Genomic DNA, 20,750 nt, shown 5'->3' with positions numbered 1-20,750 from the left:
ATTGCGGCCAGACAAAACGCCTAGTGACAAGCAGATAACACACCTAAGCACGACAACAACTTAATCTGTAATCATTTATCCAAGCACAGCAGGCAGCTAGGTTTGCCGCAATGCCTGCACTAATGCATCAAGCAATATGGGCACATGCTCGGTGCCAAAGGTGAGCGGCGGGCGGATTTTCAGCACATTGCCTTGCGGGCCGCTGTGGCTGATTAATACGCCGTGCTGGCGCATGTGATTGGCCACGCGGCTGGCGCGGGTGCTGCTGTGTGCTGCGCCGTGTTCTGCCACGGTGATGCCCCAATACAGGCCGTGGCCGCGAATGCCCGCTACGCCCAGTGCCGGCAGTGCGTGTGCCCATTCGGCTGCCAGCAATTGGCCGGTGGTTTCCGCCCGTTCAGGCAGCCTACGCTGTTCCAGCTCTTGCAATACAGCCATACCCACGGCTGCGGCCACGGGGTTGCCGCCGAAGGTGTTGAAATAGCGCCCGGTGGCGGCAAACGCATCCACTACTGCAGCGGTGGCCACCACGCCCGCCATGGGATAGCCATTGCCCATCGGCTTGCCCATGGTGACGATATCCGGTGCCAACCCGGTGCGGGCAAATCCCCACCAATCGGCGCCCAAACGGCCAAAACCGGCCTGCACTTCATCGGCAATCACCACCGCGCCAGCAGCACGTGCGGCTGCGGCACCACCGCTGAGTAAACCGTGTGCGGGCGGAAAAATACCGTCGCTGGCGAATACCGTGTCCACCAATAAGGCGCAGGGGCGGACGGCGGCTGCCTGTAAATCGGCAAAAGCCTGTGCCACTTGGTCTTCCCAGCGGCGGGCGGCGATGGCCACGGTTTCGCCTTCGCCCACCATGGGCGGCGGCACGGTGCGTACAAACGGCGCCACCGCCGCCAGTGAGGGCGATGTTTGTGCCAGCAACTGGGTAACGCCGTGATAAGCATGGTGGGTAACCACAATACCTTGGCCGCCACTCACAGCCTGTGCCATGCGCAAGGCCAAATCATTGGCTTCGCTGCCGGTGCAGGCGAGCATCAAACGGTTTAAATCCGGCGGGAAATGAGCCAATAAAGCATCGGCATAATCCAGTATCGCCGGATGCAGGTAGCGGGTGTGGGTGCACAAAGTGGCTGCCTGCGCGGCCATGGCCTGCACCACGCGCGCATTGCCATGACCCACCACCGGCACATTGTTGTAGGCATCCAGATAGCGGCGGCCATCGGCATCTTCCAGCCACACATCTTCACCGCGCACCGGCAACAGCGGCTCATCGTAAAACAAACGGTAGGCCGGTCCCAGTACGGTGCGGCGGGCCAGCAATTCGGTGGGTTCAGTCACAGCCCTATACTCCTGCACGGGCATTACAGCCCGGCCAATCAGGTGCCAGTTGGCGAATCAGCGCCCGCGCTTGGGCATTGCTGCGCATAATGTAAGCACTGTTGTGCGGAAACTGCGCCGCACGCCACTCGGAAATCACAATCCGCTGCAACAGCCGCGCCTGCACCAATTGCGGCAGTACCTGATGCTCTGCCGGGGAGAGCGGCAACACAGTCTCATAGGCGGCCACAATCTGTGCCAACGCGGCCAAAGGTTGGCCGTTGTGTTCATCCAGTGCGTATGAAGCGGCAATGGCCAGCTCGACCACGCGGGGTGCGCGGGTTAAATCGCCAAAATCCAACACGCCATAAATGTGTTGCGGTCGGGATGTGGCCACCACGGTGTTGCTGCGCGACAAATCGCTGTGAATCACTTGCTGCGGCATGGCGCGCAGCAAAGGCAGAATCTGCTGGTTGAAGGCGGGGAAAAACCGCAAAGCCAGCGCTTTGATATCGTCGTCGGGCAAAATGGTTTGCGCCCAGCCCACCAATTGCCCCACATGCATCACATCCCACAGCAACACGCGTTGCGCTAATGCCGGATGATCAAACCCGGCCAGTGCCAAGGCCATGTGGGCGGCGGTTTGGCCAAATGAAGATTGCAGCTCGGGCGTGATGGCGGTTTGCGCCACCGATACGCCTTCCAGAAAGGTGTATGCCCTTACGCGTACCTCGGTGTTGCCGATGCGGCAAGTGGTGGTGCAAGCACCGGCGGCGGTACGGATGGCCTGAGGGGTGTGTACGGTGCAGGCTTTGTGCTGCAGCCAATCGAGCACCCGCACCTGTATATCGGTTTCGGCAGCTGTTTCGGCAGCATTGATAAATTTGAGTACCATTTTGCGACCATCGCTCAGGTGCAACAGCATGTTTTTATCGCGCTCGCCGCTGAGCCATTCGGCGCGGGCATCCCAGCCGTAAACATCGGCAGCCAGTTGCAGGCCGTGGGCCAATGTTACCGGCGGCGGCGGGTGCATCAGCACGCAGCCGGTGTTGCCGGTTGATGCGCTGTTTGCTGCTGCCTGCTGTGCCTGATTCATTGCTTGGTGCTCTTGAAAACGCCGTATCAAAGCGGCTTGTGCGCTTAATGACGGTTGAATTGTGACTGATTTATGTCAGTATAGGCACGATGATGCATCATAATCAATAATTTTCATATTTTAAATTTTTTTATCATTTAATAAATTGTTTTTAATGGATAAATATTCTTATTTATTGCATTGATGCATCATGATAAAATGTAATTGAATGAAAATAGCTTAGGATTATCAGATGGATATGATTAAAAGCCTGCTTGATTCCGATTTGAAGGGCGACCAAATATACGCCCAGCTGGCCGCACAGCTGATGAGCGGCCAACTATTGCCGGGCGACCGCCTTAAAATTCGTGAGCTGGCCGATAAGATGGGCACCAGCGTCACGCCGGTGCGCGATGCGTTGCTGCGGCTGGTGCAAGATGGTGCGCTGGTGATGCCCACGCCGCGAGACATCCGCGTGCGCAGCCTGACTTTGCGTGAGTATCTGGAAATCCGCAGTATCCGGCTGGAGCTGGAAGGCATGGCCGCCGGTATGGCGGCGATTAAGGCCACGGCGGCGGATGTGGAGCGCATGGAAGCGTTGATGGCGGCGAATGAAACCGCTTTGGCCAATCATGAATTTCAGCAGGGCATTGTCTTAAACCAGGTGTTTCATTTCGAGCTGTGTCGCATTGCCGAAATGCCCTTGCTAACGGAGATTTTGAACCGTTTGTGGATGAAGATAGGCCCGCTGATTGCCCAAGCCTACCATCAAGGCGGGCGTGCCATGGTTGATCACCATTACCCGGTGGTGCAGGCGTTGCGCAACCGCGACCATCAAGCCGCGCGCATTGCCATTCAAACCGATTTGCTCTCGGGCGGGCGGATTATTTTGCATTTGAAAATGCAGGAAGATGCGGCAGCGGGGGCGGGTGGATAATTTGATGAGCTCACGCTGGATTTTGAACGCCGCCACCAGCAGATTATCCAGCGCTTTGGCCGCTGCCGGATTGAAAGATTTAGCTGCGGTGGATGGCGGCGATATTGTGCATGATGGCTTGGCGCATCATCAAATTGTGGAATGTATAACTTCTGGCAGCAGATTAAAGCGCCCGAAGGGCAAAGCTATCAAGCCGCAGTGATTAAAACCGATTTAAAACTCACCGCGCTATACAAGCTTTTCCCCTGCAAACTTAATGAGTTTCTATTAACACAGGATTTAGCCGATAAAGGCTATTTTATCGACAGCGGCACCATTAAACACATCAGCTTTGAAGATTCTGCGGTGGTGTATGGGCGGCGGCAATGACCGGGTATTTGGCAGCTGGCTGGCCGACAAAATTTATGGTGGCGAAGGCAACGATATTCTGAATGGCAGCCCTGTTGTGCCGGCTAATAATCCGGGCAGAACACAAGAAGAGTTGGATAAAGACGCCGATTATATTGTGGGCGGTGCCGGGCGTGATTTGATTAACGGCATGGCAGGCAACGATATTATCTATACGGGCGAGGTGGGCGAGCATTTGTTGGCCGACAGCACCAATGAGCGTGGCGATTGGGCACTGGGACATTTGGGCGACGACACTATTTATGGCAGCAGCAACCGCGATTTTCTGATGGGCGGCGAGGGCAAAGATACCATTTACGGCGGTGCGGGCGATGATGTGATTTTGGGGGACGGCTTTGTCCGCCCCGGTAACCGCAGCCAAAATATTGATTTGAGCAATCCGACTACACCGATTTACCCGCCTATCAGCGTGCCGATTATGCCTTGGGTGCCGGGTATGCCTGATTTCGGCTTACCTTCTTTGCCAAGCAGCGTGATGGGTGCTGAATATACATTTATCAATAATGAATTGAAATGGGCCGCTGCCAGCGGGCTGCTCTGCCCCGTAATTTGTTTAGTGATGCCGATGGCGATGTGTTGCATTACACCGTGGTGCAAAGCAATGGTGTACCGCTGCCTGCATGGCTAAGCTACGATGCGGCCAGCCAAACCTTATCCGGTACGGCAGGCAAAGACGATATCGGCAAGCTGAGCCTGATGGTAGTAGCTCAAGACCCGGCCGGCGCCAGCGCACAGCAAGCGTTTACACTCACGGTAGCCGCTGATAATGCGGTTTACATCACCGGCTTTGGTATCAGCGGGTTGGGTGATGATGAAATTGTGGGCAGTGCCGGGGACGATATTATTTGGGCAAATGCCGGTAACGATACGGTGTATGCGGGCAAAGGCAACGATTTTGTGAATGGCGGGCTGGGTGACGACCATTTGTTTGGCGAAGAAGGCAACGACACTTTGCAAGGCGGCTTGGGCGACGATGTACTTAGCGGCGGCTTAGGCAACGATAAGCTGGAAGGCGGGCTGGGCAACGATACTTATTTGTTTGCCAAAGGCGACGGCCAAGACCGAATCTACGATTTGGGCGGCAGCAACGACACCCTCACTTTATCTGATTTAACGGTAAATGATGTGTGGTTTGCCCGCCAAGGCAACCATCTGGAAATTTCGGTTATCGGCAGCGAGGATAAAATCACCGTGGAAAACCAGTTTTTATGGTTTTTCGGCCATCCGAACAAGGTGGAAAATATCCGGCTGGACAACGGCATTCACATTGCCGATACCCAACTGGATAAACTAATCAATGCCATGGCTGCTTTTGCGCCCGGCCAAAACAACGGTAAATCTGTGCCCGAGCAAATGCAGCAATACATGCACCAGATTGGCGCGGCGGATTATTGGCAAGGCAACAGCGGTATTTTGTGATTCGCAATCGCACAAAATAACTTAGCTGTATGGCAGTGGCTTGCCGCATCAAGCCCGGTAATAACGTTGGTTTTCCTATTTCAAGTGTGCCGGATAAAAGCTGTTACTCCGGCAGAAGCTGTCTGAAATGCGCAAACTGCCTTTATGGGCAAGATTGGTTAAATCTACGCCAAATGCAAAAATATTGGGCTGCCTGAAAGCGCAAACCGCGGCTTTTCAGGCAGCCTTTTTATATATCGGCACACTCAGGCAAACAGTTTTTTCACTTCATTTAAATCAAACGATTTTTTCTCTTCGTCTACGCTGATGATGCTTTCTGCCACGGTTTTTTTGCTTTGCTGTAGGGCGAGGATTTTTTCTTCGATGCTGTCTTTGCAAATCATGCGGTAGGCCATGACGTGGCGGGTTTGGCCGATGCGGTAGCTGCGGTCGATGGCTTGGTTTTCTACGGCGGGGTTCCACCACGGATCCACAATCAGCACATAATCAGCTTCGGTGAGGTTCAGGCCGGTGCCGCCGGCTTTGGTGCTGATAAGAAACACGCGCACATCGGCATTGGTTTGGAAATTGGCCACTTTTTCGCGGCGGTTGCGGGTTTGGCCGTCGAGGTATTCGCACTCGATGTTTTCGGCCTGTAAGCGGGTTTGGATCAGCTGCAGCATTTTAACGAAGCTGGAAAACACCAAAATTTTGTGTTGGCCGGTTTTTTCTTTGATGTGTTCCACCAGCATATCGAGCTTCACCGATTCGTCTCCGTAGTCGGCATCGTCTGACAACAGCGCGGGGCTGTTGCAGATTTGGCGCAGCTTCATCAGGCCTTCCAGTATGTACAGTTGCGCTTTTGCAATGCCGTTTTCGTCAATTTTATTGAGCAGGTAATCGCGGTAGCGCTGTTTAAATGCTTCATATACTTGGCGCTGTTTTTTGCCCATTTCGCAATACAGGATGCTTTCTATTTTTGGCGGCAACTCGGTGGCCACTTGTGTTTTGGTGCGGCGCAGAATAAACGGGTTTACCAGCCGCGCCAGCAAGGCCGAGGTGTCGGCATCTTTGTTTTTATCGATGGCTTCGGCAAAGGCGGATTTGAAATGGCTGCTGCTGCCAAGCAGGCCGGGGTTGATAAAGTTGAATTGGGCATACAAGTCGAAGGTGTTGTTTTCGATGGGGGTGCCGGTGAGAATCAAGCGGTTGTGGGCTTTGAGCAGGCGCACGGCTTTGTAGCGCTGTGATTGCGGGTTTTTAATGGCTTGGCTTTCATCCAAGATGGCGTAATAAAATGCGATTTCTTTAAGCTCGTCGATGTCGCGCAATAAGGAGCCGTAGGTGGTGAGCACAATATCGTATTGGCTCAGCTCGCTCAGGCTGCCTGAACGGGCGGCACCGGTAAAATTCAATACCTTGAGGCTGGGGCAGAATTTGGCCAGTTCGTCTTGCCAGTTAAACACCAGTGTGGTGGGCGCCACAATCAGGGTGGGCTGTTGCGGCTGCTCGGTTTGCTTTAAATATTGCAAAAAGGTGATGGTTTGCAGGGTTTTGCCCAGCCCCATGTCGTCGGCCAGGCAGCCGCCCAAGCGGTTTTGATGCAGGAACACCAGCCAGTTCAAACCGTGTTGCTGATAGGGGCGCAGCCGGGCTTCGATGCCTTTGGGCACGGGTATATCGCTTTGCGCGCCCAAGTTTTGCAGGCGCTGCTTGCGCTGATATAAATCCACCAGAAAAGCCGGTTTTTCGTTGAGGCTTTGGTATAGCTCGTCGATGATGCCGAACTGGTGGTTGGAAATCTGCAAGTGGTTTTTTTTGATTTCACCGGCTTGGAAATACTGGGCAAATTGCGCCATCCATTGCTGCGGCAGCATGCCGATGCTGCCATCGCCCAACACCACGTAGTTTTGTTTTTTCAAAAACGCTTTTTGCACGTCTTTAAGCTGCACTTGTTGGTTGCCAAAGCTGATATTGATGTGCATATCAAACCAATCGGTGCCGGAAGCCAAGCGCACCGCCACGCTGGGTTTGTTTAAGTTGTAATTAAACGAGGTGAGCGTATGGGTACCCAGCAGGGCAATGTCGGCGCTTTGCAGTTGTTCAGCCGCTTCCAGCAGCCAGAAATTGTCGCTTAATTGTGCGGGGCTTAATACATACAGGCCGTTGCCTTGGGCAAAATCGGGGTGCAGGCTTTCAAACAATTGCACCAATTCGGCTTCGGCCTCGGTGTCGCGCGGCAGGCAGCGGATGGTGCCATCGGCGCCGGGCAATAAGCGCATTTCGTTGCTGTGAACCTGAATCAGTTTGTCGGCATACTGCATGGCGAGGCGGAAAAACACCCAGCCTTCTTGCTCGCTGATATAAACCTGTTTGGCAGGCGGGGCGGTGGTGGCAGCCGCAGTGGGCAGCGGCTGTTTTTTGGCGGTTTTGCGGTTGGTTTTGGCGGGGATTTTAAGTACTTCCACGCCTTCGATTTCATACAGGCAGCTGAGCGGCTGCAAGATGTGTTGCTGGAAGTGGGCGCTGTTTTGCTTGAGGAAGCTTTTCTGCGGCTGTTGGATGCTGTCAAGCAAATCGGTGGTGAGGCGCAGATTATCCAGCGGCAGAATTTCATCTTGGCGGCGCACAAACAGCGGGGTGATGGTGAGCTGGTTGGAATGCAGCAGGTAGCTGCGGCTGCCGATTTTGATTTTGGCGCTGAGGGTATAACACAGCGCGTCTTCTTCGAGTTTGAACAGCAGGCTTACTTTGTCTTCGGTATTGAGGCTGAGCGGCTGTAAATTTTTGCGCACATACGTTTGGTTGAAGCGGTGGGCAAACAGGCGGCAATCGGTCAGCTCTGCACACAGGCGCGCAAATGCGGTTTGCGCCTGCTGCAAGTCTTGGTTTTTTTGCTGGCGGCGGTAGCGCTGATAGTGCTTGTTTACCTGCTCGCTTTGCCAAAACATTTGCAGCAATTGTGGGCTGTGGCGGCCGGAAACCAGCGTTTCTGCCGAGCTGTAATAGCTCAGCGCACGGATAGACGTGGCCAAATCGGTGCGTTTTTTGTCGTACTTGCCTTCTACACAGGTAAGGCCTTGCAAGGTGCGTCCCGAAAACTCAACCACCAGCGCCGAGGTGTATTCAGGCAGCGTGGCCGGATACAGATGTGCGGGCAAGGCAGGTGTATCTTCGGCAACCACGGTGTAGTCCAGCGGCTGCAAACCCGACATTTTGTGCTCTACTGTAAAGCCTTGGGCATCAAACCCAAAAGTAAAAAAGCGCTGATAATCATCGCTGAGGGTGAGGCCGTAAGCTTGTAAAAAGGCGGCGATTTTGTGGTTGGCATAATCGGCGCTCAGGCAATCGGCACCGAGGTTGTCGGCCACAAATTGCAGCCCAATCACCACATGCTGGCAATACTTGCCTTGGTATTTTTGGGTGCAGTCGCAGCTGATTTCTACACAGTTTTGCTGCGGCAATAGACGCCATTGCTGCCGATTGCGGCCATACCAGCTTTCGGCCTCCAACACCATATCGCCGGGCTCCAGCTTCACCAGCTCGCAACTGCTGCTTTGTGCATGTTGTTGCTTGTTGTAATGAAACCCTTCCAAGCGCAATTTTTCTTCGATGGCGGCCAAGTCCAACAGACCTTGTTTGGTGAGCGGATAGCTTAAGGCTGCCTGGGCCGACGCGGCGGCGGGCTTTGCTGTTTCCGGCAAGGCGGTGCTGCCTACCCGATTAAAATAATCAACCAAGGCACGCAACGATGCCACGGTGTGTTTGCAGATGCCCTCGTGGTCATAGGGGCAGGTGCACATGGTTTGGATTCGGCCATATTCGTAATTGATTACGATGACATACGGCTTTCTGCTGCTGCCCTTACAGGTATAAACCGCCTGCTCGCCATCTAGCCTTTCTAACTGTGGCTGCAACAGCTTGGCTTTGGCAAGGCTGCTTGAAGCGGCATTTTGGCGGATATAGTCGATTAGGTCTCGGGTGTGAACGTTTGCCATAATTATGAATATGATTGCTGTTAATAAAAAACAGGATAAAGCGTTTCAGGCAGCCTTGGTAAAAATATTCAAGGCATCAATTCGGCGCTCACCGCCTGCAAAAACGCCAGCCGCTCGGGCTTGATGCTGCCTGCGGCAGCGGCGGCTTTAACTGCGCAGCCCGGCTCTTGTTGGTGACGGCAGTTGTGAAAGCGGCATTGCCCGGCCAGGCCGCGCAAATCGGGGAAGTAGTGCAACAAATCGGTGGCGTGTAAGTGGTGCAGGCCGAAGGCTTGCAAGCCGGGGGAGTCGATTAGGCGGGTGTGGGCATCCAGATCGTACAGTTGGGCGTGGGTGGTGGTGTGGCGGCCGGAGTCTAAGCGGGTGGAAATATCGCCCACGCGGGCGGCGGCGTTGCCGAGCAAGGCGTTGGTGAGGGTGGATTTCCCCATGCCCGACTGGCCGAGAAAAATATTGGTTTGCCCTTGCAATACCGGGCGCAAGGCATCGGCACCGGCCAAGGCGCTCACGGTGAGCAGCGGATAGCCCAGCGTGGTGTAAAACGCCAGCTTTTGCGCCCACGCGGCGGTTTCGGGCAAATCGGCTTTATTGAGCACAATCACGGCGCGGATTTCGGCGGCTTCGGCGGCCAGCAAGGCGCGTTGCAGCAATAATTCGCTGGGCGACGGCACCGCCGCCAGCACCACCAGCAGTTGCGTTACATTGGCGGCAATCAATTTGCTTTTAAACGCATCTTGCCGATACAACAGGCTTGTGCGCGGCAAGTAGTCTTCAATCACCACTTGCTCGGCATTGATGGGGCTGATGTGCACTTCATCGCCACAGGCAAAATCCACCCGTTTGCCACGGGTGGTGGCATCGAAGGTTTGCCCTTGCGGCGTGCGCACAATATAGCGGCGGCCATAGCTGGTGATGATTTGCGCGGTGGCTTTGCTCATTTCAGGCAGCCTTTTGTGTTTTCATCAATGCTTGCAACGCCGCGATCCGCGCTTGCGCACCGGGATGGGAGTCGTAAAAGCGCGAATACCAGGCATCGCTCACCAAACTGGCGGCATTGCTGCGGTAGAGCTTGGTGAGCGCGTGGATTAAATCGGCGGCGGCGGCATAGCGAGCGGCAAAGCGGTCGGCCTCGAATTCGTTTTTGCGCGACATCAAGCCCGACAAAGGCGAAAACGGGAAGGTAAACACCGGCAACACCAGCAAAAACAGCAGCAAAGCCATGGCATGGCTGGGGTAATCCACGCCCAAGCCGCTGTAAAACGCCGGTTGCGGCAACAGCAAGCCCAGCACAAACAGCACCGCCAAAGCCAGCGCAAAGGTTACCGCCATTTGTTTGATGATGTGCTTATGCGCAAAATGCCCCAATTCGTGTGCCAACACCGCTTCCACTTCTTGCGGCTGCATGTCTTTTAATAAAGTATCAAAAAACACGATGCGCTTGTTTTGCCCCAGCCCGGTGAAATAAGCATTGCCGTGGCCGCTGCGTTTGGAGCCGTCCATCACAAACACGCCTTTGCTTTTAAAGCCGGTGCGCTGCAACAGGCTTTCAATCCGCGCCTGTAAAGCGCTGTCGGCCAAAGGCTCGAATTTATTGAACAGCGGCGCAATCCATTTGGGAAACGCCCACAGCAGCAGCAAAGAAAAGCCCAGCCACAGCAGCCACACATACAGCCACCACAGCTTGCCCATCGCGCCCATCAAATACACCACCGCCAGCAGCAGCGGCGTGCCGATAATCAGCGCCAACAGCACGCCCTTAAACTGGTCGGCCAGCCACGTGGGCAGCGTGGTTTGGTTAAAGCCGAAGCGCGCTTCCAGCACAAAAGTGCGGTACAGCGCCCACGGCCAGCCCAACACCATGCTCACCAAGCCAAACAAGCCCAGCAACACCACGCCCTGCCATAAAGTGGACGCCACCAGCTTTTGGCTCAACAGCGCCAACACATTCAAGCCGCCGCCCAAGGTAAACAGCCACAGCAAGGCTGCCTGAAACACAATCTCATAGCGGGAAAAACGCTGCTTGGCCAAGCTGTAATCGGCGGCTTTCTGATGCTCTGCCAGCGTCACCGTATCGGCAAACGCCGATGGCACCGCGCCACGGTGGCGCAGCACCGCACGGCTCTGCCGCAGCGATAAATACAGCTGCCCCAGCGTGCTCACGGCAAAAAACAGCAAAAACAACACATAAACGGTTTGCGAATCCATAACATCCCATAAGGCTTAAATAAAATCAGGCGCGTATTGTAGCCCAATTGCGGGCTTGCCAGATGATAAAGGCTGCCTGAAAACCAATCCCGCTTTCAGGCAGCCTTATTGTCAGCGACGCATCAAATCAATGCCAATACACTTAACGTAGTGAAACCGGTAAAACCAATTGAACATCAATCATGTTGATGCTTAGCATATTGGCGCAACCAATTCTGCATCAAGTCAATTTCAGCCTGCTGCGCCGCAATGATATTTTCCGCCAACTGCCTCATTTGTGGATCTTTACCGTATTTCAGCTCGATTTCGGCCATTTTAACCGCGCCCTGATGATGTGGCAGCATTCCTGCTGCAAAGGCCGCATCGGGGTTGCTCATGCCGATGCCCTGCATCATATCGTCATGCATACTGGCCATCGCTTCATGGTATTCTGCTACATGTGGTGCCGATGCATTATGCTGCATTTCAGGTGCCGCAAACACCAAACCACTGGCGCTCAGCAGGGTCAATAGCGGAACAATAAATTTTTTCATACTAAATACTCCTCAAAATCGTTGTGGGTTGACATCATACTGGCTCAAAACCAGCAGAAAAGCATCCTATACTTTTACCTTGGGTTAAGGTCAAGCTACGCACACAAGGCAAATAACGTTAAAATAAGTAGCAACTCACTCATCAAGATTAAAACACCCATGCAAAACCCCAACAACCTGGCCTGGCTGGACATGGAAATGACCGGCCTGAACCCCGACAGCGACAAAATCATCGAAGTAGCGATGATTATCACCGATCAAGACCTCAATATCCTTGCCCAGTCGGATGTATTGGTGATCCACCAGCCCGACAGCATTATGGACAATATGGACGCTTGGAACACCAGCACCCACCAGCGCACCGGCCTTACCGCCAAAGTGAAAGCCGCCACCCTCACCGAAGCCGAAGCCGAGCAGCAACTGCTGCACTTTATGGCGCAGTGGCTGCCTGAAAAAACCAGCCCCATGTGCGGCAACACCATCCACCAAGACCGCCGCTTTATGGCGCGCTACATGCCCAAGCTGGAAGCCTATTTCCACTACCGCAACCTCGATGTATCCACCTTAAAAGAACTGGCCAAACGCTGGCATCCCGCCGTGGCCAAAGGCGTGGTAAAAAAAGGCGCGCATCAGGCATTGGACGACATCATCGAAAGCATTGAAGAAATGAAGCACTATCGAGCGCAGTTTTTGAAATTGCCGCAGTGATAATAAGGCTGCCTGAAGCCTTGGCACCGTCGCATACAGATGCCAGTTCAAATCAAGGCTTTGATTCCGTGAAACAATCGGATTACTGTTAACATTAACTTATGATTGATTAAAACATCCAATATAAGATACCTCATAAATATAAGATACCTCATAAAACCGAGATAAAACCGAGGCTCTACTTCAGGCAGTGTTAATTAGCAGGAACATAACTCCCAGCAATAACAACAAATTCGCTATTTATGCTAAATAAGCTTGGTTAAAATTAAATTTTCGATTTATCATGATTATGTTTGTTTATCAAAAAAACACCCATTCGAATTTTAAAAAACAACCTAATCGTGCCCACTTGGCACCAAGCCCAGCCAACGCAGTTAGGTTGTTTTTTTTAGAATGAGTATTACACAAATATTTTCTAACAAATTCAGCAGCATAATTGTAATGAAGACACCACTAATTAATTAATATTACGAGATTTATCACATGAACAAAAATTACAGAGTCGTCTGGAATGACGCTAAAAACACATTTACAGTAGTAAGCGAAAATGCCCGTGCCAAAGGCAAAAAAAGTTCGGTAAAATCCACTATACTGGCCGCGGCACTGGTCGCTTCGGGCTTATCACCCGTTTCTGCGTGGGCAGAGAATTATGATGCGAATAACAATACTTGCACTACTTTTCAAAAACCCAGTTTCGCCTTTGGTAGCGATCGAGTTGTAGTAATCGGTTGCGGCTCTAAAATTACCGAAGCCAGCAAGGATGTTGTTGTAGTTGGTGATGGCGCAACAGCATTAGGAGATTTTGCTATTGCGATTGGCTCTAAAGCAAATATTAAAGGCGGCGGCGTAGCATTAGGCTCCGCAACAACAAGCGAATCAGGAGGAACGGCACTTGGACCCCAAGCCTCTGCCACCGGTCGCAACTCGGTAGCCGCAGGTTATTTAGCTAAGGCTAGCGGAAATGAAGCCGTTGTTTTGGGCACCGAAGCAGTCGGCAAGGGAAATGGAGCCGTTGTTTTGGGCACCGGAGCAATCGGCGAGATAGATAACAGCGTATCCCTCGGCAACAGCTCGGTCACTCGCATGGCAACTGCCAGCGACAAAATCACGCTTGCCGGAACAAAATACGACTTCGCAGGGAAAGCAAGCACAACAACATCCGTTGTTTCTGTCGGCACAACCTCAAGTGTCCGCCAAATTCAAAATGTGGCTGCAGGCGCGGTAAATGCAGACTCTACCGATGCGGTAAATGGATCACAATTAAATGCTGCTTACCAAGGTGTCAGCACCGCCTACAGCACAGCCTTAGCCGCCTCTTCCACAGCCTCTTCCGCAGCAATTGCCGCAAGCTCTGCAGTATCCACAGCCAATTCAACTGCCAACTACGTATCTACTGCCAAAGCATCTATTGACCAAGGTGTTTCTACCGCACAAGCGGCGGCCAGCTCTGCAAGTACTTCTGCTACCGCAGCAAACACTTCCGCTACCGCAGCCGCAGGTTCTGCTACCGCAGCCGGTTCTTCTGCTACCGCAGCTGGTTCTTCCGCTACTGTAGCCGGTTCTTCCGCTACCGCAGCTGGTTCTTCTGCTACTGCAGCTGGCTCCTCTGCTACCGCAGCTGGCTCTTCTGCTACTGTCGCCGGTTCTTCTGCAACCGCAGCTGGTTCTTCTGCTACTGTCGCCGGTTCTTCTGCTACTGCAGCTGGTTCTTCTGCTACTGTCGCCGGTTCTTCTGCTACCGCAGCTGGTTCTTCTGCTACCGCAGCTGGTTCTTCCGCTACTGTCGCTGGTTCTTCCGCTACCGCAGCTGGTTCTTCCGCTACTGTCGCCGGTTCTTCTGCTACCGCAGCTGGCTCTTCTGCTACTGTCGCCGGTTCTTCTGCTACTGCAGCTGGCTCTTCTGCTACTGTCGCCGGTTCTTCTGCAACCGCAGCCGGTTCTTCTGCTACTGTCGCCGGTTCTTCTGCTACCGCAGCTGGCTCTTCTGCTACCGCAGCTGGCTCTTCTGCTACTGTCGCCGGTTCTTCTGCTACCGCAGCTGGTTCTTCCGCTACTGTCGCTGGTTCTTCCGCTACCGCAGCTGGCTCTTCTGCTACTGTCGCCGGTTCTTCCGCTACCGCAGCCGCAGGCTCTGCCAGCACCGCCAGCACTGCAGCGATATCTTCGGCAAGTTCCGCTACCGCAGCCGCAGGTTCTGCCAGCACCGCCAGCACTGCAGCGATATCTTCGGCAAGTTCCGCTACCGCAGCCGCAGGTTCTGCCAGCACCGCCAGCACTGCAGCGATATCTTCGGCAAGTTCCGCTACCGCAGCCGCAGGTTCTGCCAGCACCGCCAGCACTGCAGCGATATCTTCGGCAAGTTCCGCTACCGCAGCCGCAGGTTCTGCCAGCACCGCCAGCACTGCAGCGATATCTTCGGCAAGTTCCGCTACCGCAGCCGCAGGTTCTGCCAGCACCGCCAGCACTGCAGCGATATCTTCGGCAAGTTCCGCTACCGCAGCTGGCTCTTCTGCTACTGTCGCCGGTTCTTCTGCTACCGCAGCTGGCTCTTCTGCTACTGTCGCCGGTTCTTCTGCAACCGCAGCTGGTTCTTCCGCTACTGTCGCCGGTTCTTCTGCTACTGCAGCTGACTCCTCTGCTACCGCAGCTGGCTCTTCTGCTACTGTCGCCGGTTCTTCTGCAACCGCAGCTGGTTCTTCCGCTACTGTCGCCGGTTCTTCCGCTACTGCAGCTGACTCCTCTGCTACCGCAGCTGGTTCTTCTGCTACTGTCGCCGGTTCTTCTGCTACTGCAGCTGGCTCCTCTGCTACCGCAGCTGGTTCTTCCGCTACCGCAGCTGGTTCTTCCGCTACTGTCGCCGGTTCTTCCGCTACCGCAGCTGACTCCTCTGCTACCGCAGCTGGTTCTTCCGCTACTGTCGCCGGTTCTTCCGCTACTGTCGCCGGTTCTTCCGCTACTGTCGCCGGTTCTTCCGCTACTGTCGCCGGTTCTTCCGCTACCGCAGCTGACTCCTCTGCAACCGCAGCTGGTTCTTCTGCTACCGCAGCTGGCTCTTCTGCTACTGTCGCCGGTTCTTCTGCTACCGCAGCTGGTTCTTCTGCTACTGTCGCCAGTTCTTCTGCTACTGCGGCTGACTCCTCTGCTACCGCAGCTGGCTCTTCTGCTACTGTCGCCGGTTCTTCTGCTACCGCAGCTGGCTCTTCTGCTACCGCAGCCGGTTCTTCTGCTACTGTCGCCGGTTCTTCTGCTACTGCGGCTGGTTCTTCTGCTACTGTCGCCGGTTCTTCCGCTACTGCAGCTGGTTCTTCCGCTACTGCAGCTGACTCCTCTGCAACCGCAGCTGGTTCTTCCGCTACTGCAGCTGACTCCTCTGCTACCGCAGCTGGCTCCTCTGCAACCGCAGCTGGTTCTTCCGCTACTGTCGCCGGTTCTTCCGCTACCGCAGCTGGTTCTTCTGCAACCGCAGCTGGTTCTTCCGCTACTGCAGCTGACTCCTCTGCTACCGCAGCTGGCTCTTCTGCTACTGTCGCCGGTTCTTCTGCAACCGCAGCTGGTTCTTCCGCTACTGCAGCTGACTCCTCTGCAACCGCAGCTGGTTCTTCCGCTACTGCAGCTGACTCCTCTGCAACCGCAGCTGGTTCTTCCGCTACTGTCGCCGGTTCTTCCGCTACCGCAGCTGGTTCTTCTGCTACTGTCGCCGGTTCTTCCGCTACTGCAGCTGGTTCTTCCGCTACTGCAGCTGACTCCTCTGCAACCGCAGCTGGTTCTTCCGCTACTGTAGCCGGTTCTTCCGCTACCGCAGCTGGTTCTTCTGCAACCGCAGCTGGTTCTTCCGCTACTGTAGCCGGTTCTTCCGCTACTGCAGCTGGTTCTTCCGCTACTGCAGCTGACTCCTCTGCAACCGCAGCTGGTTCTTCCGCTACTGTAGCCGGTTCTTCCGCTACCGCAGCTGGTTCTTCCGCTACTGCAGCTGGTTCTTCTGCTACTGCAGCTGACTCCTCTGCTACCGCAGCTGGCTCCTCTGCAACCGCAGCTGGTTCTTCCGCTACTGTCGCCGGTTCTTCCGCTACCTCAGCTGGCTCTTCTGCTACTGCAGCTGGCTCCTCTGCTACCGCAGCTGGTTCTTCCGCTACCGCAGCTGGTTCTTCCGCTACTGTCGCCGGTTCTTCCGCTACCGCAGCTGGCTCTTCTGCTACTGCGGCTGACTCATCTGCTACTGTCGCCGGTTCTTCTGCTACCGCAGCTGGCTCTTCTGCTACTGTCGCTGGTTCTTCCGCTACTGCAGCTGACTCCTCTGCAACCGCAGCTGGTTCTTCTGCTACCGCAGCTGGCTCTTCTGCTACCGCAGCTGGCTCTTCTGCAACCGCAGCTGGCTCTTCTGCTACTGTCGCTGGTTCTTCCGCTACTGCAGCTGACTCCTCTGCTACCGCAGCTGGTTCTTCTGCAACCGCAGCTGGTTCTTCTGCTACTGTCGCCGGTTCTTCTGCTACTGCGGCTGACTCCTCTGCTACCGCAGCTGGCTCTTCTGCTACTGTCGCCGGTTCTTCTGCTACCGCAGCTGGTTCTTCCGCTACTGCAGCTGGCTCCTCTGCTACCGCAGCTGGCTCTTCTGCTACCGCAGCTGGCTCTTCTGCTACCGCAGCTGGCTCTTCTGCTACTGTCGCCGGTTCTTCTGCTACCGCAGCTGGTTCTTCCGCTACTGCAGCTGGCTCCTCTGCTACCGCAGCTGGCTCTTCTGCTACCGCAGCTGGCTCTTCTGCTACCGCAGCTGGCTCTTCTGCAACCGCAGCTGGCTCTTCTGCAACCGCAGCTGGCTCTTCTGCTACTGTCGCTGGTTCTTCCGCTACTGCAGCTGACTCCTCTGCTACCGCAGCTGGTTCTTCTGCAACCGCAGCTGGTTCTTCTGCTACTGTCGCCGGTTCTTCTGCTACTGCGGCTGACTCCTCTGCTACCGCAGCTGGCTCTTCTGCTACTGTCGCCGGTTCTTCTGCTACCGCAGCTGGTTCTTCCGCTACTGCAGCTGGCTCCTCTGCTACCGCAGCTGGCTCTTCTGCTACCGCAGCTGGCTCTTCTGCTACTGTCGCCGGTTCTTCTGCTACCGCAGCTGGTTCTTCTGCTACTGTCGCCGGTTCTTCCGCTACTGCAGCTGGTTCTTCCGCTACTGCAGCTGGTTCTTCCGCTACTGCAGCTGACTCCTCTGCTACCGCAGCTGGTTCTTCCGCTACCGCAGCTGGTTCTTCCGCTACTGTCGCCGGTTCTTCTGCTACTGCAGCTGACTCCTCTGCTACCGCAGCTGGTTCTTCCGCTACTGCAGCTGACTCCTCTGCTACCGCAGCTGGTTCTTCCGCTACCGCAGCTGGTTCTTCCGCTACTGTCGCCGGTTCTTCTGCTACTGCAGCTGACTCCTCTGCTACCGCAGCTGACTCCTCTGCTACCGCAGCTGGCTCTTCTGCTACTGTCGCCGGTTCTTCTGCTACCGCAGCTGGTTCTTCTGCTACTGTCGCCGGTTCTTCCGCTACTGTAGCCGGTTCTTCCGCTACCGCAGCTGGTTCTTCTGCAACCGCAGCTGGTTCTTCCGCTACTGTAGCCGGTTCTTCCGCTACCGCAGCTGGTTCTTCCGCTACTGCAGCTGGTTCTTCCGCTACTGCAGCTGACTCCTCTGCAACCGCAGCTGGTTCTTCCGCTACCGCAGCTGGTTCTTCCGCTACTGTCGCCGGTTCTTCTGCTACTGCAGCTGACTCCTCTGCTACCGCAGCTGGCTCTTCTGCTACTGTCGCCGGTTCTTCTGCAACCGCAGCTGGTTCTTCTGCTACTGCAGCTGACTCCTCTGCTACCGCAGCTGGCTCTTCTGCTACTGTCGCCGGTTCTTCTGCAACCGCAGCTGGTTCTTCTGCTACTGCAGCTGACTCCTCTGCAACCGCAGCTGGCTCTTCTGCTACTGTCGCCGGTTCTTCCGCTACCGCAGCCGCAGGCTCTGCCAGCACCGCCAGCACTGCAGCGATATCTTCGGCAAGTTCCGCTACCGCAGCCGCAGGTTCCGCTACCGCAGCCGGTTCTTCCGCTACCGCAGCTGGCTCTTCTGCTACTGTCGCCGGTTCTTCCGCTACCGCAGCTGGTTCTTCTGCTACTGTCGCCGGTTCTTCTGCAACCGCAGCTGGTTCTTCCGCTACTGTCGCCGGTTCTTCTGCTACCGCAGCTGGTTCTTCTGCTACCGCAGCTGGTTCTTCTGCTACTGTCGCCGGTTCTTCTGCAACCGCAGCTGGCTCTTCTGCTACTGTCGCCGGTTCTTCCGCTACCGCAGCCGCAGGCTCTGCCAGCACCGCCAGCACTGCAGCGATATCTTCGGCAAGTTCCGCTACCGCAGCCGCAGGTTCCGCTACCGCAGCCGGTTCTTCCGCTACCGCAGCTGGCTCTTCTGCTACTGTCGCCGGTTCTTCTGCTACCGCAGCTGGTTCTTCTGCTACCGCAGCTGGTTCTTCTGCTACCGCAGCTGGTTCTTCCGCTACTGCAGCCGCAGGCTCTGCCAGCACCGCCAGCACCGCAGCTACTGCGGCTGCCAGCTCTGCCACTGCAGCTCAAAATATTATTAATAATATTGGAAATAGCGAATCTTTTAAAAAATTAGAAGGCCGAGTTGACGAGAACTCGGCAGCTATTGAGCGCAACAGAGTTGCTATTGAAGAAAACAGAAAACAAGCGGCACGAGGTATTGCCGGTATTGCAGCAATGGCCAATATCCCAGCGCCGCCTATTATGGGCACAACCACTATTGGTGCTGGTTTAGGACATTATGACAATCAATCTGCTTTAGCTATTGGAGCTACACATTATTTCTTAAATGGTGTATCTATTAAAGGATCTGTCTCCACAGGCTTTACTGGAGAAAGCAACTCTTATGGTGCCGGTATCTCTTATACATGGTGACGTCAGTTAACGGGTATTAAGAAATATTTATAAGCAATCCTGCCATGAAGCTTGTTTAATAATGGCAGGATTGCTTATTTAAAATTAATTGGATGAAATTCATTATGTTGGAACGTAAATCTTTGTCTATTGGTATTAGTTTCCATTTAGATGATAAATGCTCAGATATTTGGGCAAATGGTGCAATACAAAATATCATCTTTCTTTATTTTTTATTAGAAAAAATTCCACAAGTGGCAAAAGTAAGTTTAGTTTATCTAGGAGATCGGCATACCCCACCCGATGGTTTAATGCTAGATAAGTTGGATATTATTTTAGAGCCGCTTGATGAGGTGATTAGCAACCTTGATGTACTTATTGAAGGAAGTGTCATGATTTCACCCGAACACGCCCAATCAGTGCATGAAAAAGGAGGTAAAGTCATTAGCTATAGAATGGGAAATGATTTTATTTTAGAAATGGAATCATTTTTATTTGATAAACCAGCAACACGATACTTTAATGGTGCAAAATTTGATGCAATTTGGACGATTCCCCAGCATGAAAAAATTTGCCGATCTTATTTCAGCATCATGTTGCGTGCACCTTTATTTGTACTCCCCCATATCTGGAGCCCTCTGTTTACACAAAAAGTTATTGACCGCCTAGAAGCGCAAAATATCCCTTTCGGATACCGCCCTCAGCAAGGCAGTAAAAGAATTTCTTCATTTGAATCTAATATAAATGTTGTAAAAACCAGTTATATTCCTATTCTTATTTGCGAGCAGGCCTATAGAACCGAACCGGATTTAATTTCACATATATATATGTGCAATACTTTTCATAAAAAAGATAATATTTCATTTCACAATTTCATTGGCCGTACCGACATAGTAAAAAATAATATTATGACGGTTGAGGGTCGTTTTCAAATGCCTGATTTTTTGGCTCGCTACACAGATATTGTGGTTGCTCACCAATGGGAAAATGCCTTGAATTATGCTTATTATGATGCCTTATACGGAGGATATCCATTAATACATAACTCCGACATGCTGCCTGTCGGATATAAATACCGGGAATTTGATGCTTATGATGGTGCTCATGTTTTATTAGATGTTATTAAAAATCATGATTATTGTCATGATGTTTACCTTAGACATGCATTAGATTTTCTCAAACGTCTACATCCGGAAGCAAGAGAAAACGTTAAAGCTCATGAAAACGCTTTATTAGTACTATTCTCTGAAAACTAA

At 53.6% G+C, this 20,750-nt stretch carries 14 protein-coding genes and 1 pseudogene; 8 read left to right on the top strand and 7 right to left on the bottom strand.

The annotated features are described in order from the left end of the window. Positions 1–96: 96 nt before the first annotated feature. Together JQU52_RS00980 and JQU52_RS00975 are read right to left on the bottom strand one after the other, a co-directional pair. Positions 97–1,350 (bottom strand): aspartate aminotransferase family protein, encoded by a 1,254-nt coding sequence (locus JQU52_RS00980; RefSeq protein WP_230339348.1) that lies wholly within the window; start codon positions 1,348–1,350, stop codon positions 97–99. Positions 1,351–1,354: 4 nt separating this feature from the next. After that, a complete protein-coding gene (locus JQU52_RS00975) occupies positions 1,355–2,425 on the bottom strand; it encodes a phosphotransferase (RefSeq protein ID WP_230339347.1) in 1,071 nt (356 codons plus the stop codon). 232 nt (positions 2,426–2,657) lie between these two features. On the opposite strand from JQU52_RS00975, the gene JQU52_RS00970 reads away from it, so the two are divergent. From JQU52_RS00970 to JQU52_RS00955, 4 genes are all read left to right on the top strand, one after another. Next, on the top strand, positions 2,658–3,341 hold the full coding sequence (locus JQU52_RS00970) for a GntR family transcriptional regulator (RefSeq protein ID WP_230339346.1): 684 nt from the start codon (positions 2,658–2,660) through the stop codon (positions 3,339–3,341). A 141-nt stretch (positions 3,342–3,482) separates the two neighbouring features. Next, positions 3,483–3,710, top strand: a complete 228-nt coding sequence (locus JQU52_RS00965; protein WP_230339345.1) for a hypothetical protein — start codon at positions 3,483–3,485, stop codon at positions 3,708–3,710. Then, positions 3,694–4,377, top strand: a complete 684-nt coding sequence (locus tag JQU52_RS00960; protein ID WP_230339344.1) for a calcium-binding protein — start codon at positions 3,694–3,696, stop codon at positions 4,375–4,377. The genes JQU52_RS00965 and JQU52_RS00960 overlap by 17 nt, the downstream gene beginning before the upstream one ends. Beyond that, positions 4,299–5,168, top strand: a complete 870-nt coding sequence (locus JQU52_RS00955) for a putative Ig domain-containing protein (protein ID WP_230339343.1) — start codon at positions 4,299–4,301, stop codon at positions 5,166–5,168. The genes JQU52_RS00960 and JQU52_RS00955 overlap by 79 nt, the downstream gene beginning before the upstream one ends. 245 nt (positions 5,169–5,413) lie before the next feature. On the opposite strand, the gene JQU52_RS00950 is transcribed toward JQU52_RS00955, so the two are convergent. The 4 genes from JQU52_RS00950 to copM form a co-directional block, all read right to left on the bottom strand. After that, on the bottom strand, positions 5,414–9,145 hold the full coding sequence (locus JQU52_RS00950) for a DEAD/DEAH box helicase (RefSeq protein WP_230339342.1): 3,732 nt from the start codon (positions 9,143–9,145) through the stop codon (positions 5,414–5,416). A gap of 68 nt (positions 9,146–9,213) precedes the next feature. After that, entirely contained in the window at positions 9,214–10,083 is an 870-nt protein-coding gene (gene rsgA, locus JQU52_RS00945; protein ID WP_230339341.1) for a ribosome small subunit-dependent GTPase A, read from the bottom strand. Between the two features lies 1 nt (position 10,084). Beyond that, positions 10,085–11,350: a M48 family metallopeptidase gene (locus tag JQU52_RS00940; RefSeq protein ID WP_230339340.1), complete on the bottom strand. Its 1,266-nt coding sequence runs from the start codon at positions 11,348–11,350 to the stop codon at positions 10,085–10,087. Between the two features lie 176 nt (positions 11,351–11,526). Beyond that, complete coding sequence (gene copM / locus JQU52_RS00935) at positions 11,527–11,883, bottom strand: CopM family metallochaperone (protein ID WP_230339339.1); 357 nt, start codon at positions 11,881–11,883, stop codon at positions 11,527–11,529. A gap of 159 nt (positions 11,884–12,042) precedes the next feature. On the opposite strand from copM, the gene orn reads away from it, so the two are divergent. Both orn and JQU52_RS14810 read left to right on the top strand, forming a co-directional pair. Next, entirely contained in the window at positions 12,043–12,591 is a 549-nt protein-coding gene (orn, locus tag JQU52_RS00930) for an oligoribonuclease (protein ID WP_230339338.1), read from the top strand. A gap of 483 nt (positions 12,592–13,074) precedes the next feature. Beyond that, positions 13,075–13,197: pseudogene (locus JQU52_RS14810) on the top strand (ESPR domain-containing protein); the annotation flags it as partial. 776 nt (positions 13,198–13,973) lie between these two features. Here JQU52_RS14810 and JQU52_RS00925 read toward each other — a convergent pair. Then, complete coding sequence (locus JQU52_RS00925; protein WP_230339337.1) at positions 13,974–19,160, bottom strand: hypothetical protein; 5,187 nt, start codon at positions 19,158–19,160, stop codon at positions 13,974–13,976. Positions 19,161–19,317: 157 nt separating this feature from the next. Here JQU52_RS00925 and JQU52_RS00920 point away from each other — a divergent pair, with 157 nt between their 5' ends. Beyond that, complete coding sequence (locus JQU52_RS00920; protein WP_230339336.1) at positions 19,318–19,515, top strand: YadA C-terminal domain-containing protein; 198 nt, start codon at positions 19,318–19,320, stop codon at positions 19,513–19,515. Positions 19,516–19,619: 104 nt separating this feature from the next. Then, the gene (locus JQU52_RS00915; RefSeq protein ID WP_230339335.1) at positions 19,620–20,750 is read left to right on the top strand and encodes a DUF2827 family protein; all 1,131 of its coding nucleotides are present in this window, start codon (positions 19,620–19,622) and stop codon (positions 20,748–20,750) included.

This window comes from Paralysiella testudinis (assembly GCF_016894345.1).
GTDB classification, from domain to species: Bacteria; Pseudomonadota; Gammaproteobacteria; order Burkholderiales; family Neisseriaceae; genus Paralysiella; species Paralysiella testudinis.
This window is presented reverse-complemented; position numbering and strand designations above follow the sequence as displayed.